We start from the raw sequence: 13,835 nt of genomic DNA, 5'->3' as shown, positions 1-13,835 counted from the left end.
GCTTCGCGCCCGAAGCTTTTACAACCTTGGTCGATGCCGCTACGCCACTGCCAGTTTAACTTCGTTTATAAGTAAAAGTACTAGTATCCCCGTAAAACACAGCGATGTTGGGTTCAGATAAACATTCCGTACACTTTCCAGTAATGAGTGAGCACTAACGCTGCAGCCAAAGGGCGACGAACGCCCGCAGCATCGAGAGCGGATATGTGGGCCAAGGGGAAAAAGCCGGCGAGCGGCATGCTGGAAACGGCTGTAGAGGCTCTTCGCACCAACATCATGTTGGCCGACAAGGACCTGAACATCACCTATCTGAACCCGGCGGTTCGCAATCTTCTGCAAGAGGCGGAAGCCGAGCTACGGTCAGACCTGCCCAACTTCAGCGTTGATCGGCTGGTCGGCTCCAACATCGACGTCTTCCACAAGAACCCGGCCCACCAGCGGCGGATGCTGGCGACTTTGAGCGAACCCCATTCGGCCACCATCCGGGTCGGGGGTCGCGCCTTCGACCTGTTGGTCACGCCGCTGAAACAGGGCGGCAAGGCCGCCGGTTTCGTCGTGGAATGGGCGGACGCCCGCTATCGGCTCGCCAGCGAGGACTTTGCGGCCCAGATCGAGGCCATCGGCCGATCTCAGGCCATGATCGAATTCACCCTGGACGGGACCATCGTCAACGCCAACCGCCTGTTCCTGGACGCCATGGGCTATCGGCTCGAAGAGATCATCGGGCGCAAGCACGCCATCTTCGCCGAGCCGGCCTATCGCGACAGTCCTGAGTACAGCCAGTTCTGGGCCGCCCTGTCGTCCGGCCAGTTCCAGTCCGGCGAGTTCCGGCGCGTCCGCAAGGACGGCGGGGCCGTCATCATCCAGGGCTCCTACAACCCCATCGTCAATCCGGACGGCAAGGTGGCCAAGGTGGTCAAGGTCGCCGTGGACGTGACCCGTCGAGTCGAGGCGGTGGAACAGATCGGCGACGCCCTGACCGCCCTGGCCCAGGGCGACCTGGAGCGCCGCATCACCACGGCCTTCATCCCGGAACTGGACAAGCTGAGAACCGACTTCAACGCGGCCGTCGACGCCTTGCAGGCGACGATGAAAAGCGTCGGCGAGACGGCGGGCGCCATCCGTTCCGGCGCCGACGAGATCGGCGTGGCCTCCGACGACCTGTCGCGCCGCACCGAACAGCAGGCCGCCAGTCTGGAGGAGACCGCCGCGGCTCTGGATCAGCTGACCGCCACCGTCCAGCGCAGCGCCGCCAACGCCCAGCAGGCCGCGACCGTCGCCGCCGGGGCGCGCGGCGACGCCGAACGGTCCGGCGCCGTCATGGAAGAAGCGATCGGCGCCATGGCCGAGATCGAGCGCTCCTCCGGCGAAATCAACCAGATCATCGGCGTCATCGACGAAATCGCCTTCCAGACCAATCTTCTGGCCCTGAACGCCGGGGTCGAGGCGGCGCGCGCGGGCGAAGCCGGTCGCGGCTTCGCCGTCGTGGCGTCTGAAGTTAGAGCCCTGGCCCAGCGGTCGGCTGAGGCGGCGAAAGAGATCAAGGGTCTGATCGCCGGCAGCACCAGTCAGGTGGGCAAGGGGGTGAAACTGGTCGGCGAAACCAGCCAGGCCCTGGCCGTCATCGTGGACCGGGTCGCCGAGATCGACGGCCTGATCACCGAAATCGCCACCTCGGCGCGCGAACAGTCGACCGGCCTGGCCGAGGTCAACACCGCCGTGAACCAGATGGACCAGGTCACCCAGCAGAATGCGGCGATGGTGGAGGAGTCGACAGCCGCCTCCCATTCGCTTCGCCAGGAGACCGAGAACCTCGCCTCGATGATCGGGCGGTTCCGCCTGGGCGCCGGATCAAACGTGCTCGCCGCCGCTCGCCCCGCCTCGCCGCCCCGTCCCGCGCCGGTGAAGCTGGCCGCCGTCGCCGGCCGTCAGACCGCCGCCGCCCAGAGCGTCGAGGCGGACTGGGAAGAGTTCTAGAACCCGATCGTTCGGCCGGCGCCGCGCAGCGGTTCCGGCCAAAGCGTCAGTCAAGCGCTCGCTTGGATTTTCAGCCGATCAGGCCCTGGGACCGGACGCAGCGGGCGGGCGTCGACGCGGGGCGGGCTTGAGCTTGCGTCCCTCCTGCTCAGACAGCCGTTCGACCGCCGCACCGATCTTGGCGAGCGTTCTCTGGGTCACGGCCAAGTCTTCGGCGGAGACGGACTCGAGAATCCGCTCCTGAACGCAGGACAGGCACTTAGACCAGACCTCATGGGCCGCCCGTCCCTCGGGGGTGATCTGCAAAAGATGCGCCCGTCGGTCGCCGATCAGGGTCTGACGGCTCACCAATCCCGCCGACAGCAGTGCGGCCGTGCGGGTGGACATGACCGCCTCTGACACAGCCAAAAGGTCGGCGGCCTCGCGCTGGGTCAGGCCGGCCGGCCGGTTCTGCAACAGTGTCAGCACGGCCAACTGTCCGACGCTGAAGCCGGATTCGACCAAAACCTCGTCCAGGTGGGCGGCCCACCGCCGCGCCAGGACCGCAACCGTCAGTCCCAGGGTGTTGCCGGCGTCGCCCTTGCCGCAGTCGCCGCAGTTCGCGTCCGGGCGGTGACGTCCGCACGACGTGGGATCGCCACAGACGAGGGGTCGATCTTCTGGCGCGGCGAGTCGGGCGCCGTCGTGCATGTCAGGTTTCCTCCTAGCCTGACAGTTTCACCCAAAGACCCTGCACGCAATAAGGATTTTCCCGAGTGGGCGGGGTATGTAATCGTCAACAGACATTGTCGGGCCAAGTTAAGGCTGTCGTGGGATAAGCCCGGCCACGCCTGAATGATGGGCGATCGGCAAGACCCTGTCCCAGGTTAAAGCCGCCACCGCAAGGCCGCGCAACATGACGGTGTCACCACAGGCGCCGCTCATGAGACGCTATAAAAATAACAGACTAGGCATCCCGCAGAACCTGGATACCCTTCAGCGGTCAGGGTCAGCGTGTTGGGTCAATCGCGCAGTCGCTTGTCCCCCGGTCGCCATTGCAGTCGCCGCGCTCGTCTACGACACTCAATGCACCCTCGCGGCTGCCTGGCGTCTCATACGAGGCGAGATAGGCGACGAGACCCTGGATTTCCTGAACGGTCGCTGTTTGCGTGGTCGGAGCGACCGGGACCGCCGTGATCGTCAAGCTGTTGCCGATGAATGTGAGTTGGTAGTTCGCCGAGGCCGCAAGGCTTCCCTGGGTGATGGCGTAGGCGCCTGGCGCCTCGCCTGGGGACCGTGTAAGCGCGCCGGTCAGCGCATCGCCGGTTACAAGACTGCCGGTAGTGACGGCGTAGGTTAGCGCGGGATCCGGCGCGCCCTGGGTTTTGGAAACCGCGTCGGCGGACACGGTGATCGACCGTCGAAGGATGGTCGCAAGAGTCGATGCGGGCACGGTGAGAGTATAGTTGCCAGCATCGGCGCCGGTCAGGCCGACGCCGCTGACCGTCACGGTCTTTCCGGTTCCGGCGTTGGCGTCGGTGAAGGCGAAGGATCCGGCGGTGGCGCCGACGCTGTCACCGCCGAGCACGCCGTTCAATGTCACCGTTCCCGCGGCCGCCGTCGTGCCGTCATAGGTCTTGTTAGACGCAGACACATTGGCGGTGATCGCACGCTGAAGGATGTCGGCCAGGGCCGTAGCGGGGATGGTCACGGTGTAGTTGCCCGCATCCGCCCCCGTCAGACCGACGCCGCTCACCGTCACCGTCTTGCCGGTTGCGGCGTTGCGGTCGGCGAAGGTCCAGGTTCCCGCCGTCGTGCCGACCGTATCGCCGCTGACGACGCCCGACAGGGCGACCGAGCCGGAACCGGCGGTCGTGCCGTCATAGGTCTTGTTCGAGGCGGTCAGGGTGACGGTCAGACTGCGCTGAAGAATGTCGGCCAGGGCCGTGGCGGGAATGGTTACGGTGTAGTTGCCCGCATCCGCCCCCGTCAGACCGACGCCGCTCACCGTCACCGTCTTGCCGGTTCCGGCGTTGCGGTCGGCGAAGGTCCAGGTTCCCCCCGTCGCGCCGACCGTATCGCCGCTGACGACCCCCGACAGGGCGACCGAGCCGGAGCCCGCCGTCGTGCCGTCATAGGTCTTGTTCGAGGCCGTCAGGGTGGCGGTCAGACTGCGCTGAAGGATGTCGGCCAGGGCCGTGGCGGGAATGGTTACGGTGTAGTTACCCGCATCCGCCCCCGTCAGACCGACGCCGCTCACCGTCACCGTCTTGCCGGTTCCGGCGTTGCGGTCGGCGAAGGTCCAGGTTCCAGCCGTCGTGCCGACCGTATCGCCGCTGACGACGCCCGACAGGGCGACCGAGCCGGAACCGGCGGTCGTGCCGTCATAGGTTTTGTTCGAGGCGGTCAGGGCGCTCGTCAGGGCCTTGGGCGTGACGGTGATCTGGCCGGTGTTGCTGAAGGCGAAGGCGTAGCCGCTGTTGCTGGTGAGCGTGCCCTGCGCGGCGGTGACGGCATAGGGCCCGCCAGCGACGGAGGCGCGCTCCGCTGATCCGGTAGAGCTGATCGCAGCTGCCCCGCTGAAGGCCGTCGCCGCCGTATCGGCCAGGAAGGCCCCCGCCACGCCCGGATGATAGCCGCTGACGGTGTAAAGGGCGCCCACCGAACCCGTCAGATCGGTCCCATAAACCTTGCTCGTGGAAAGGGTAGTGACCGTCAATGTGGGCTGGACGGCGAAGACGTAGCGGTTGCCGCTCAGACCCGCCGGCGCTCGTGTCGCCAAGGTTCCGTTCCAGAGGGCCGTGGAGCCGCTGTCCAAACCGCCGAAAGTGCTGGAGTTCGGAGACGCCGCATAAATCGTCCACTTGCCCGAGGCGGCAAGCGCAGAAGAGCCCGACTGGTTGATGAAGTCGCCGTCGGTGGAAAGGACGATGTCGCGCCCGCTTGCGATCCCCGAGGGGCTGAACGACAAGGCTCCTCCGGTGGTGCGGACCAAGATGTCGCCGGCGCCGGCGTTGACGCCGCCCGTCACCGTCAGCCCACCCTCATCAACGAGCGAAAAGCCGTTGGCCGTAAAGACGTCGAGATCGCGAACACGGTTGACGGCCGCCGTCAGATCGGTGGCCCCGCCTGATCCCCCCATCAGATTACCCGTGATCCGGCCCAGGGCGCTCTGGCTGATCGTTCCGCCGGCATGGAGCGAAACCGTGGAGGTTCCTGCATCGAGCGCCGCGTTGAGCACGATGTCCGAACTCGCCCCGCTCGCCGACAGGGTGATTCCGCTGGCGGTGATCGGCGCCTGCACCGTCAAGTCGCCCGTGGTGGTCAGCGAGACCCCGGTGGCTCCGCCGTTGAGCGCGCCGCTGACCGTCAGGCCGCCTGTATCGACCAGGCTCAAACCGTTCGCGGTGGACGCGCCCAGGGCGCCGATCGCATTGGCCGCACCATTCAAGGTCACGCCGTTGATCGCCGAGATCGTCAGGACTCCCGCCGTCAGGGCTCCGGCGGTCTGAGAAATTCCGTCGCTGGACGTCAGGCTGAGAACCCCGTCCGCTCCGGTCTCGGTCAGATCGCCGCCGAGCTGGAGCGACTGCCCCGACAGATAGAGGCCGTTGCCCGCGGTGAGCGTCCCCACCACGTTGACGGCGCCGCCGTTCTCGGCGGTAATGCGAAGTTCATCCGGCGCGCTGAGCCCGCCCAGGGTTACGCCGAAGGCCATGTCCTGAATGATGAACTTGCCGATCCCCGAAGCCGCGTTGAGGAAGACCGGCGAAAAAGCGGCGCCTCCGGTCCAGTCCGGCGCCTTTAGGGTATAGTTCTGACCCACCTCGACCGAGACGGAAACAGTGGTCAAATTGCCTGACTCCAGCCGCACGCTTCCGGTGGGGACTGAGATAAGGTCGTTGATGATCACTTCATCGGACGCAATCACGTTCAGATCGCCCCCGGAAACCGTGGCGGCGCCGATTGTCACATCCCCTGCGGGAGCCCCCGTCGGTGTTTGCAACGCCCCTCCGGCGATGAAGTGGCGACTGAAGGACTCCTCTCCCGCTGCGTAAAGCACGACGTCGCCATCGACGAACTCCACTGCGTCAGCCGCCGAACCGCCCAACAGAATGGAGCCGAGACCGCCGTTGTAGCCGGCGGCGATCAGATAGGTGCGTCCTCCGGCGGCAGCCGACGCGGTGTCGAAGCGCGCTTGGGATCCGACGCTGATTGCGGTGTTCTTGTCGGTACCCGTTGCGACGGTGAGCGCAAGATAGGCGTCGAGATCGCCGTCGAAGACGAGCGTCGCGTCACGCGCGGCGATCAGGGCGATGCTGCCGCTGGCGGTCGCGCTGCCTGAGAAGTTGATTTCGGGGCCCACCACGGTCACCGCGCCGGCGGCGGCGTTCAGCGCCGCGCCCCCGTTCACCGCGACGGAGCCGCCCACGCCGGTGAAGTTGAAACTGCTGTCGTTGTCAAAGATATCGGCGTCGGTCAGCCCTAGAGACGACAACAACAGTCCGCCGACGTTGAGAACCGCGGTCCCTCCCACCGCTACGCCGGAGGAATCGAGAAACCAGACCTGGCCGTTGCTGTTGACGGCGCCGTTGATGATCGTGCCGCCTCCGCCCAGAACCCGATTGACGGCAATGCTCGTCGAGCCGCTCTGGTTGAAGTTCAGCGTGTCGCCGGGCGCCAGATTGAAACCGTTCCAGTTCAAAAGCGTCCGCGAGCCGCTCAAAGTGATGGTCGAGGTGTCGGCGCCGCCGGTGTTGGACGCCGCGCCCGAGAAGACGGTCGCCGATCCCGATCCGTTATAGGTGTTGGAGACGGTTCCGGCGGCCGTGCTTCCACCGCCGGCTGCGATCTGGGCCGAGGCCGGCGCCGCCAACGCCAGCAAAAGTGCGACGGGGGCCGCGGCGCTCAGAAGAAGCGAGACGCGACGACGAGCGGCGTGAGCGTTGTTCATGGCGAGCCTCAACGGAACGAGAAGGTGGTGGAGAGCGACAGCAGCAGCCGATCCTTCGGCCGGACCGCGCCGGGGAACGGCGCGTTCTGCGGCGCCGCATAGACCAGGCTGACCTGCCCCCTGCGTGTGCGGGCGCGCACCCCGGCGCCGACGGACCAAGGCCGGCTGTCGTAGCCGAAGGCGTCCTGGTTCCACAGCTTGGCCGCATCGACGAAGCCGAAGACGGTCCAGACCGCCTGGGCGGACGCCGCCTCCCAGCCCGCCTCGATCTGGGTCGCCAGGGCCCGATCGCCGGACGCCGCTCCCGGATCAAAGCCCCGGCCTACGGTGTAGGATCCCACCTGGAACTCTTCATAGGCCGGCAGCGGATCCGGCGCCCACTGCCCCAGCAAAGCCGCCGCCGCATAGAGGCCGCGTCCCGGCGACAGGACGACGTCCTTGCGGATCGAGGCTTGACCTCGAACCGAGGTGAAGTCCGGCCGCCCTTCGGGCCGCGACAACAAGGGATCGCCGGCTTCGCTGGCGCCGAAAGCCTCCAGACCTTTGCGCAACTCGGCTTGGAACCCGCCTTGAAGCCCCGGCGTCTGCCTCGGCCGCCAGGTGGCGACGACCTCGGCGGAAAGGACCCGCAGGCTTTCCTCGAACAGGGCGGTCGCATCGCCGTTCGGCTGGCGGAAGGCGCCCAGATCGTTCTTCTGATCCACCCACTCCAACCGGGCGCCCACATCCATGCGCAGGGGCCGAGTGAGGACGACCGGATACTGGACGCCGAGTCGGCTGACGGTCGAGCGTCCCTCCAACTCTAGCGGCGCCAGGGCGCCGCCGGGCTCGGATTCGCTGTAGGCCACATCGCCCAGAACGGTCAGGCCGGAGGCTCCAATACGGAATTCCTCCAGCAGTTGGACCACTCGTTGATCGCCTTCCAAACCCGAGAACAGGATCAGGCTGGTGCGCTCGGCGAAGGCGGTGAAGCTGTTGGCGTCAAGGCGGATCGAGGCGCCCTCGCGCCCGACTTCTTCTGAACCGAAGTTCTGGCCGCTCAGGGTGACGTCCAGCTTCCGCCGAGGGGCGAAGGCCGCCACGGCTTCCAGACCATTGGCTTCGCCCGTCTCCGCGCGACGGATGCTGAAAGACGGGTCGGCGCCGGGAATGTCGCGAACCAAGAGAAAGGCGCGTTCGACTTCGCGCCAGCGCGTCGCCCGTTCCGTTTTCAGAGCGCTCAGATGGTCGGCGGCAAGGGCGGCCGCAGGGCCCAGTTTGTCGGCGTCAATCACGGAGGCGCTGACCACTCGACCTTCGGTCACGGCGATCACCAGGACGCCGCCCGTCATCCGCTGTTGGGGCAGATCCACCCGCACCAGGGCTTCGCCCTCAGCACCGTACAGGGCGGCGACGCGGTCCCGAGCGACGCAGAGCACCGACAGATCGCTGTCCTTACCGATCAGATCCGCCACCGCGTTTTGAATCTCGGCGTCGGAGATCAGGCTGGCGCCCTGCGCCTCGATCCGCGTCAGGGTCGTGCGACCTTGACCTGTGAAGGGGCATTGTCCGGGCTGGTACAAGGTTGTTGGATCAACGACCGGTGCGGCCAGCGGGCGCGCCTGACGCGCCGGATCGATCTCTTCGCGGGTCTGGCCGGGGACGACCTGGGCTGAGGCGACGCCTGGGGCCAGGAACAGCGCGACGGCCAGGGTCGATGCGCCTCCCATAAGTCGCCAAGAGGCGCCGCGCCTTGCAATACCACCCATCACGCCTGCCCTCTCCCCAACCGCCGTAAGGCGGCGATCCAGTCCTTGTTCGCTGAACTAGACTCCCTCACTCTTGTCTGCATCTACAATCTTGTAGAGGTTTCGGTCGATCCAGGAGACTCGCGCCAGAGAAGGACAACGCAGTGATGAATCAGCATTCGCGCACCGGCTCAGAGCCTCTAGCGTGACCGAAGAGGATGTCGCGACGGCGACCGCCGCCTTCCAGGGCGTGGGCTTGGGGGACCGGACCTGGGTGGAGGCGCTGGAAGGCCTGGCCAGGCTGACCGGTTCAAAGGGCGGCGAACTGATCGGCCTGGGTCGAGAGGCGGCGGTGCCGTTCAACTGGATGACGGGCTTGCCGCCGGAAGCCTCCGCCGAGTTCGTGACGGCGGGCGGCGGCGACCCGCGCGTGAACTCGCGCGTTCGAATCGGCATGGCGGCGCCCGAGATGGCGGTGCTCGACGAAACGGCCTTCACCAGCGCGCAGGACGCCGCGCGCTTTCCGGAATACGGCGCCTGGTTGCGTCGGCATGATCTGGCCTTCGCCTGCCTGTCCCCGCTGCTGCGCCAGGACGACCTGCTGGTGGGTCTGGCGCTGATGCGGAGCGAGTCTCAGGGCAATGTGACAGTGGAACAGCGTCGGGCCTTCGCAACCGTCGTTCCTCACGTCCGCGCCGCCGTCCGGACCCAGATCGCCCTGGACGCGCGAGGATTGAACCTCGCCCTGGGCCTTCTAGATACGCTTTCAAACGCCATCCTCATCTGTGACGGGCACGGTCGAGTCCTGGCGCTCTCCCCCGCCGCTGAGGCGATGGCGACTTCGGGCGAGATCCTGCGCGTGACGCGCGGCATGGCGGCCGGCGCTCGCGATGCGGACACCGCCGCCCTTCGCACCGCGATCGCTGCAGCGGCGGCGAGCACCGGCGGCCTCCGGCCGCCGCCCCGACCCGTCGTGCTGCGCGACGCCAGAGGAGACCGGCCGACCCTTGCCGAAGTCTGTGCCGCACCTGGAGACTATGCCCTGAGGTTCGGGGCCGCCGCCCTGGTGGTCATTCGCCCGCCGCGACAGGAGGAGGCGCGCCTTGTCGCCGCAACACGCAGCCTGTTTCACCTGACCAGGGCAGAGGCGGAAGTCGCCGCCAAACTAGCCGCCGGAATGGGGCCCCAAGCAATCGCCGAAGCCAACGGCGTCGCCGTCGGAACGGTACGCACACATGTACGCCGCATATTCGAGAAATGCGGCGTGCGGAGCCAACTGGAACTCGTGGCGCTTCTGGCGCGACTTTAATGACGACGACTATGTCGGCATCCCCATCCTGGCGACCGGCGAAGTCGGAGCGCCGGATCGCGACCGCGCTGGCGATCCGTTGCGACTGGCTGTTCTGAAGCCCCGCGCGTGGCGCCGTGAACGCCTGACGCCCGCCCGCGTTCGTCAGTGAGCTTCAGGATCAAAGGTTCGCTATGACGGACTACACCCTCTATTATTGGTCCCTGCCCTTTCGGGGGCAGTTCGTTCGCGCGGTTCTGGCCTATTCCGGCAAGACTTGGCGGGAGCCCGACGACAGAGAGATTTCCCGCTTGATGGAGGGGCCGGTCCGCGCCATGCCAGTGCCCTTCATGGCGCCGCCGGTTCTTATCGACGAACAGAATAAGGTCGCGCTATCCCAAATGCCGGCCATTCTCCTCTATCTCGGCGAAACTCTCGATTTGCTGCCGGCAACGCCCGGGGCTCGGGCTTTGACGCTCAAGATCATCAATGACGCCAATGATGTGATCGACGAACTCACGCTCGACGGCGGCCGTCAGATGTGGACAAACCCGCGATGGGCCGACTTCGAGCCGCGTCTGAGAAAATGGATGTCCCTCTGGGAGGAGACCGGCCGACGTCACGGCCTAACGGGGACCTCCGGCTTCTTGCTCGGCAGCGCAAAACCACAGATGGCGGATCTTGTGACAGCGACGCTCTGGGCCACCCTGGCCGACCGGTTCCAGCCCCTTGAGGACTTGATCAGGGATGCCGCACCGATGACAGCGGCCCTGTCCAGCAGGGTGGCCGCCCTCTCGCCCTTGGCCGACTTGGCCAATAAGGCGCGGTCAGATTACGGGGACACCTGGAGCGGCGGAAATATCGAGGCTTCGCTCCGCAAGGTCTTGAGCGCCCGTCAATAGCCAGATTGACGGATCACGGCGCCCTTCACATCCGCGAAGTCGCCATGATGCCTAAGAGTAACAGGGTCAGTATCGGCAAAGGGCGTCGAGACGGGCTCTGGGCGTCGAGAGCCCGAGACCTTCTCAAACAGGAAGGACGAAAACCCGTTCATATCCTGTCTGACCATCTGTGGTGGGGAAGACCAGAAACTCCTCGCCGGCAGAGTTGATCAAGTCTCGTGCTATCTCGTTGAAGGCTGAATCCTGCCCCTCCTTGCGGACAAGGATAAGCCTTCCCCGTCTTGCTCGCGGCGGAAGGCGGGGTGCTCGCGGCTGATGCTGTCCAGATGAACTCCCATTGCCCGACTTCATGGCGACCCCGGCAGGACTCCAACCTGCGACCTCGGCTTTAGGAAAGCCTTGCTCTATGCAGCTGAGCTACGGGGCCCGCAGGGGTGAACTAGCGGGTCGGGGCGGAGGGGGGAAGACGGTGGGTGCGGCGAACTGCATTTTCTTGGCCGCGTGGTCGGCGCCGCCCGAACTCGATTGTGGTTAATCTGTCTTAAGATACAATATCTTGGGGTGAACAAAGGCTGAATCGGCGCGAGTCCGTGATTCGGTCCTGATTCGTTTCGTCCCTGTTCCGCCGGCTGCGGATCGCGCTTAACCGGGCGCGGGCGTGCGGTCCACGACGGCGCGCAGACCGGCCAGCAGGGTCGAATTGGCGTCCGAGGCGCCGCCCCCCTCGCCGAGGATCAGCGACAGGGCGTGGACATGGACGTCGATCGAGGGCCAGGACCAGGCCTCGGCCGCCGACATCCGGCTGACGACCTCGCACAGGCTGTAGGCGGCCTCATAGAAGGCGGGCATGTCGAGAAAGCCCGCCGTATCCACCAGGACGGAGGCGATGGCGTAGAGCTCGGCCTCCGGGGCGGCGGGCCGACCGGCGCAGAAGGCCGCCAAGGCCTGGACCTTGTCCTGGATCACCCGCAGGGTTTCCTCCCGGCGCCCCTCCAGTCCCTGTTCGGCGGCGGCGACGGCGGCCTCGATATCTATGCCGCCGGGGCGCGCCATCTGCCGCTGAAGCGAGGTGGTGATGTCGCGAATCCGCACGGCGGGCTTTGAGACATCCTGAGAAACGGCTTTGGAGGCGGCGGTCACAGGTTCACCTTCATCGGCTTCAACAGCATGTCGATATCGTCCTGGTTCATGTTTTCGCCGACCGCCTCGCCGACCTCGCCCGACAGGTCGGTGCTGCGGCGGCCATCCTCGCCGGGCGGCGGGCCGTAGTTGTGGACGCGCCGATCCGGCCCGACATAGTTTTCGGCCTCGATGAACTGGCGGTTCTGGGCGCCCAGCCAGACGATGCGGCGCAGGAGGACCGACGGCGTCAGGGGTTTGGCGACGATGAAGCTGGCGCCGCAGTCGCGGCCGCGCGCGACTCGCGCCTGGGCGGCGTGGCCCAGGATCATGATCACGGGTGTGAAACGGGCCGGCTCGGGCGCCTCGCGCCTCAGCCAGGTGACGAAGTCGTAGCCGTCCATCTCCGGCATGGCGCAATCGACCAGGATCAGGTCCACCGCCCGACGACGCAGCAGTTCGACCGCCTCCTTGGCGGACGGACATTTCAGCTGTTCGCGCACTCCGAACCCCTGGACGATCGAGCTGAGCAGATCCAGCGACGTCGGCTGGTCATCGACCAGCAGCAGGGTGGAATGCGCCAGATTGACCTTATCGGGCGCCTTGGTCACGGCGTTAGAATAGGGTCAGATCGCCCGAATCGGGCGGAGCCGAGACCTTGACGCCGGCGGCGGGCCGCAGCCGCACCGCCATGTCGGCCAGGGAGATGCGGCTGACGGACTCGGCCGGGGTGGCCCCGTCGCCCAGCATACGCAGGACGCCGGACAGGGCCTCCAGCCGCTGGGTCAGGGCGTCCAGGGCCTGGGCCTCGGTCAGGGCCTCGGCCCGATCCTCGGCCGGGGCGCGGCGCACCAGACGGCTGACCAGGGCCTCGACATGGTCGATCCCCTCGCGCACCCGTGTCAGCTCGTCGGCGACGGCGACCAGCAGTTCGGCGTGTTCGGGAGGGGCGTGCATCAGAACAGCTCCAGGGCGCCGGTATCGACCGGAGGCGGGGCGACGGGCGCGGGCCGCGGCGCCACAGTGTCGGTCACGGCGCGTTGCAGAGCCTTGCCGGTCACGGGCCAGTAGTGGACCCGGCGCCCGCCGTCTCCGCGCAGGCTGCCGCCGACGACCGGAATGCCTTCGTCACGCAGGAATTTCTCGGCGAAATCGGCGTTGGAGCGACCCACGTCGCGCAGGGAGTCGAACATGCGGCCGCCGCCGAACAGCTTGGCCTCCAGCCGATCGCGCCGGCCGCCCGCCTTCAGCACGTCGTTGATCAGCAGTTCCATGGCGTAGGCGCCGTAGCGGCGGCCCGCGTCGGTGCCGGCGCCGGACCCTTCGGGCAGCAGGAAGTGGTTCATGCCGCCCACCCCGGCGACCGGATCGCGCAGACACATGGCGACGCAGGAGCCCAGAATGGTGCTGAGCACCACATTGGGATCGCGCGTGACATGGTGTTCGCCCTGTCCGACGTGCAGACGCTTTTCTTGCGTGTCCTTCAGGGCGGAAAAGGTCATGTCAGGGCGCCGAAGACGGCTTCCATCTTGCCCTTCAGCTGGGCCACGGTGAAAGGCTTAACCAGGTAATTGTTGACGCCGAACTGGACCGCGCGCTGGACCAGCTCGCGATCTGCCCGACCCGTCAGCATGATGAAGGCGGTCTTGGAGGTCGGGGGGTGGGCGCGCACGGCGCGCAGCAGGCCCAGGCCGTCCAGATTGGGCATGTTGTAGTCGGAGATGATCAGATGGGCCGGCTTGGCGATGATGTCGCGCAGGGCGATTTCGCCGTCGGCGGCTTCGCGGATCTCGCGCACGCCGAGCTGTTGCAGGCTGGTGCGGACCAGAGAGCGCATCGTCATCTGATCGTCGACGACCAGGCAGTGAAGTGAGGCGGCGGCGGGCATG

The 13,835-nt window shown here is 66.6% G+C and carries 11 protein-coding genes and 1 tRNA gene; 3 read left to right on the top strand and 9 right to left on the bottom strand.

Going from position 1 to position 13,835, the window contains the following annotated elements; translation table 11 throughout:
- The first annotated feature begins 237 nt into the window (after positions 1-237).
- On the top strand, positions 238-1,977 hold the full coding sequence (locus tag JMT67_RS13550; RefSeq protein ID WP_201463749.1) for a methyl-accepting chemotaxis protein: 1,740 nt from the start codon (positions 238-240) through the stop codon (positions 1,975-1,977).
- A 78-nt stretch (positions 1,978-2,055) separates the two neighbouring features.
- On the opposite strand, the gene JMT67_RS13545 is transcribed toward JMT67_RS13550, so the two are convergent.
- From JMT67_RS13545 to JMT67_RS13535, 3 genes are all read right to left on the bottom strand, one after another.
- The gene (locus tag JMT67_RS13545; protein ID WP_201463748.1) at positions 2,056-2,667 is read right to left on the bottom strand and encodes a MarR family winged helix-turn-helix transcriptional regulator; all 612 of its coding nucleotides are present in this window, start codon (positions 2,665-2,667) and stop codon (positions 2,056-2,058) included.
- Between the two features lie 298 nt (positions 2,668-2,965).
- Positions 2,966-6,910, bottom strand: a complete 3,945-nt coding sequence (locus JMT67_RS13540) for a beta strand repeat-containing protein (RefSeq protein WP_201463747.1) — start codon at positions 6,908-6,910, stop codon at positions 2,966-2,968.
- A gap of 8 nt (positions 6,911-6,918) precedes the next feature.
- On the bottom strand, positions 6,919-8,619 hold the full coding sequence (locus JMT67_RS13535; protein WP_201463746.1) for a ShlB/FhaC/HecB family hemolysin secretion/activation protein: 1,701 nt from the start codon (positions 8,617-8,619) through the stop codon (positions 6,919-6,921).
- Positions 8,620-8,842: 223 nt separating this feature from the next.
- Between JMT67_RS13535 and JMT67_RS13530 the strand changes: the two genes are divergently transcribed.
- Together JMT67_RS13530 and JMT67_RS13525 are read left to right on the top strand one after the other, a co-directional pair.
- The gene (locus tag JMT67_RS13530) at positions 8,843-9,946 is read left to right on the top strand and encodes a helix-turn-helix transcriptional regulator (protein ID WP_201463745.1); all 1,104 of its coding nucleotides are present in this window, start codon (positions 8,843-8,845) and stop codon (positions 9,944-9,946) included.
- 173 nt (positions 9,947-10,119) lie between these two features.
- On the top strand, positions 10,120-10,827 hold the full coding sequence (locus JMT67_RS13525) for a glutathione S-transferase (protein WP_201463744.1): 708 nt from the start codon (positions 10,120-10,122) through the stop codon (positions 10,825-10,827).
- A gap of 350 nt (positions 10,828-11,177) precedes the next feature.
- On the opposite strand, the gene JMT67_RS13520 is transcribed toward JMT67_RS13525, so the two are convergent.
- The 6 genes from JMT67_RS13520 to JMT67_RS13495 form a co-directional block, all read right to left on the bottom strand.
- Positions 11,178-11,254, bottom strand: a tRNA-Arg gene (locus JMT67_RS13520).
- Between the two features lie 215 nt (positions 11,255-11,469).
- Positions 11,470-11,967, bottom strand: a complete 498-nt coding sequence (locus JMT67_RS13515; protein ID WP_183217819.1) for a hypothetical protein — start codon at positions 11,965-11,967, stop codon at positions 11,470-11,472.
- Positions 11,964-12,557, bottom strand: a complete 594-nt coding sequence (locus JMT67_RS13510; protein WP_054764764.1) for a response regulator — start codon at positions 12,555-12,557, stop codon at positions 11,964-11,966. The genes JMT67_RS13515 and JMT67_RS13510 overlap by 4 nt, the downstream gene beginning before the upstream one ends.
- A 4-nt stretch (positions 12,558-12,561) precedes the next feature.
- Entirely contained in the window at positions 12,562-12,903 is a 342-nt protein-coding gene (locus tag JMT67_RS13505; protein WP_054764763.1) for a hypothetical protein, read from the bottom strand.
- Positions 12,903-13,448 carry a chemotaxis protein CheD gene (locus JMT67_RS13500; protein WP_054764762.1) on the bottom strand — a complete coding sequence of 182 codons (546 nt, stop codon included), beginning with the start codon at positions 13,446-13,448 and terminating at the stop codon, positions 12,903-12,905. The genes JMT67_RS13505 and JMT67_RS13500 overlap by 1 nt, the downstream gene beginning before the upstream one ends.
- The gene (locus JMT67_RS13495; protein WP_054764761.1) at positions 13,445-13,834 is read right to left on the bottom strand and encodes a response regulator; all 390 of its coding nucleotides are present in this window, start codon (positions 13,832-13,834) and stop codon (positions 13,445-13,447) included. The genes JMT67_RS13500 and JMT67_RS13495 overlap by 4 nt, the downstream gene beginning before the upstream one ends.
- Between the last annotated feature and the right edge of the window lies 1 nt (position 13,835).

The sequence above is a fragment of the Brevundimonas aurantiaca genome, assembly GCF_904830995.1.
Classification (GTDB): domain Bacteria; phylum Pseudomonadota; class Alphaproteobacteria; order Caulobacterales; family Caulobacteraceae; genus Brevundimonas; species Brevundimonas aurantiaca.
The sequence above is the reverse complement of the archived record's forward strand: the minus strand, read 5'-3'. Positions and strand labels throughout refer to the sequence as shown.

Coding starts and splice junctions, on each gene's coding strand:
- JMT67_RS13550 (WP_201463749.1), top strand. CDS start 238: ATGCTGGAAACGGCTGTAGAGGCTCTTCGCACCAACATCATGTTGGCC.
- JMT67_RS13545 (WP_201463748.1), bottom strand. CDS start 2,667: ATGCACGACGGCGCCCGACTCGCCGCGCCAGAAGATCGACCCCTCGTC.
- JMT67_RS13540 (WP_201463747.1), bottom strand. CDS start 6,910: ATGAACAACGCTCACGCCGCTCGTCGTCGCGTCTCGCTTCTTCTGAGC.
- JMT67_RS13535 (WP_201463746.1), bottom strand. CDS start 8,619: ATGGGAGGCGCATCGACCCTGGCCGTCGCGCTGTTCCTGGCCCCAGGC.
- JMT67_RS13525 (WP_201463744.1), top strand. CDS start 10,120: ATGACGGACTACACCCTCTATTATTGGTCCCTGCCCTTTCGGGGGCAG.
- JMT67_RS13505 (WP_054764763.1), bottom strand. CDS start 12,903: ATGCACGCCCCTCCCGAACACGCCGAACTGCTGGTCGCCGTCGCCGAC.
- JMT67_RS13500 (WP_054764762.1), bottom strand. CDS start 13,448: ATGACCTTTTCCGCCCTGAAGGACACGCAAGAAAAGCGTCTGCACGTC.
- JMT67_RS13495 (WP_054764761.1), bottom strand. CDS start 13,834: ATGCCCGCCGCCGCCTCACTTCACTGCCTGGTCGTCGACGATCAGATG.